This window comes from Oribacterium sp. WCC10 (assembly GCF_900113415.1).
In the GTDB taxonomy this organism is placed as follows: domain Bacteria; phylum Bacillota; class Clostridia; order Lachnospirales; family Lachnospiraceae; genus Oribacterium.
This window is the reverse complement of sequence record NZ_FOPH01000053.1, coordinates 1-1587: the sequence shown is the minus strand read 5'-3', so window position 1 is coordinate 1587 and position 1587 is coordinate 1. Positions and strand designations below refer to the sequence as shown.

Here is a 1587-nt window from a genome sequence, read left to right as displayed (position 1 = left end):
GAGGTGACAAACTATTAGTAGTCAATAGGTTTTAAACAAAATTTTGAAATTATTGGTTTGAGGGTAACTTTAATAAACCATCTGAATACACCGTATTTCAGATGGTGACTGGATTTCCGGTCTTTTGATGTTAGCGAAGTTTCTGAGAATTGAAGTCTATGTTTTGCTTTTCTAAAGCAAAGATAACTCGTAAAAGCTTCTTTGCAACATGGGTTATAGCTACCCGATGAGGTTTTCCTTCTTGACGTTTCTTGGCATAGTAAGTTGCAAAAGTCATATCGAAGCGAATTAAAGGAAGACAGCAGTTTAGCAAGACATATCGCAACGGAGATGATCCGTGTCTTACCATCTTTCCGCCATGAGATTCAGTACCTGAATCATTTACGCTTGGTTCAATTCCTGCAAAAGCAAGCATCTGTGCCGGAGATGAAAAGTTGGAAATATCTCCGTATTCTGCGTAGATTACTGCGGCGGAAATAGGACCAATTCCAGGAATGGTCATGAAGTGAGGATGGACTTCGTTGATGAGCTTAATAATCTCATTTTCAAGCGTGTTTATTTCTTTGGCCAAGGATTTGTAAAGGGACAGTAAGCTTTCAAGTTCGACATCAAATATGGAATTATTGATGCCAACAGTATCATAAGCTAAACGTTTCAATTCAAGGAACTGTTGAGGAGAAAACTTACCATGAGATATGCGACGGATTTCATTATAGTCTGTTTCATTCATGGCAGACATGTTCTCAGCAGAACCGTAGTTTTCTAATAGATATAGAGCTGTTTTAGAAAAACGTTCATTAAAGAATGGCTTAAACTCAGGAAACGTGTGATCAAGAACGTTTGTGAGCTTAACAAGGTATAAAGACCTTTGGCGAACAAGCCTATCACGAAGACGTGTTAATGACTTTAAAGAATAAGAGTGATAAAATCCTTTTGAATGGGGTTTGTACTCAACAGTCATTAACCATCGAGCAATGGATTCACAGTCAACAGAATCGGTTTTTGTACGCCTTAGAGTGGTCGATTTTTTATATTCCGATATCAAGACTGGATTTACTTCCATGAACGTTAGCGAGGCGTTTTCAAGGAAAAGCTCAAGATTTAGGGCATAATGAGATGTTGATTCAAACCCTATTCTTATGTCTTCTGGAGAGGATAAAGAGTTAATAGTTGTAAGTAGTTGGTCAAACCCTTCCTTATTGCTTTTAAAAGTGAATTTGGCCACTACAGATTGATCGGCTGCAGCTATAATGCAGCAATCATGTTTGTACTTGGAAATATCAATTCCAGCAAAGAACATAGACATTAGATAAAACCTCCTGACTATTATAGTTGGCACTGTTGTCTACCACAGAGAGATCGACTGTGTAATCACGTAAATCTAAACGTCAAGCGTTAACAAACTAATTACCAGTATTAGACGACAAGCTGTGGTCTGAGTCACCTCCTACCAGTCAAAGCTGTAATTAATGAAAAACAAATCCACAGTGCCTAGATAAATATATCAGAAAAGGATTAGAAATAGCCCAGAGAACCTGGGAGAAAGGAAGAATCCAATCACTTTTCTAACATGATTGGATTATACGT

General features: G+C 37.7%; 1 protein-coding gene. It reads right to left on the bottom strand.

Annotated features, from left to right (window positions below; genetic code table 11):
• Positions 1-130 precede the first annotated feature (130 nt).
• The gene (locus BM294_RS15615) at positions 131-1306 is read right to left on the bottom strand and encodes an IS110 family RNA-guided transposase (RefSeq protein ID WP_091210008.1); all 1176 of its coding nucleotides are present in this window, start codon (positions 1304-1306) and stop codon (positions 131-133) included.
• Positions 1307-1587: the final 281 nt, after the last annotated feature.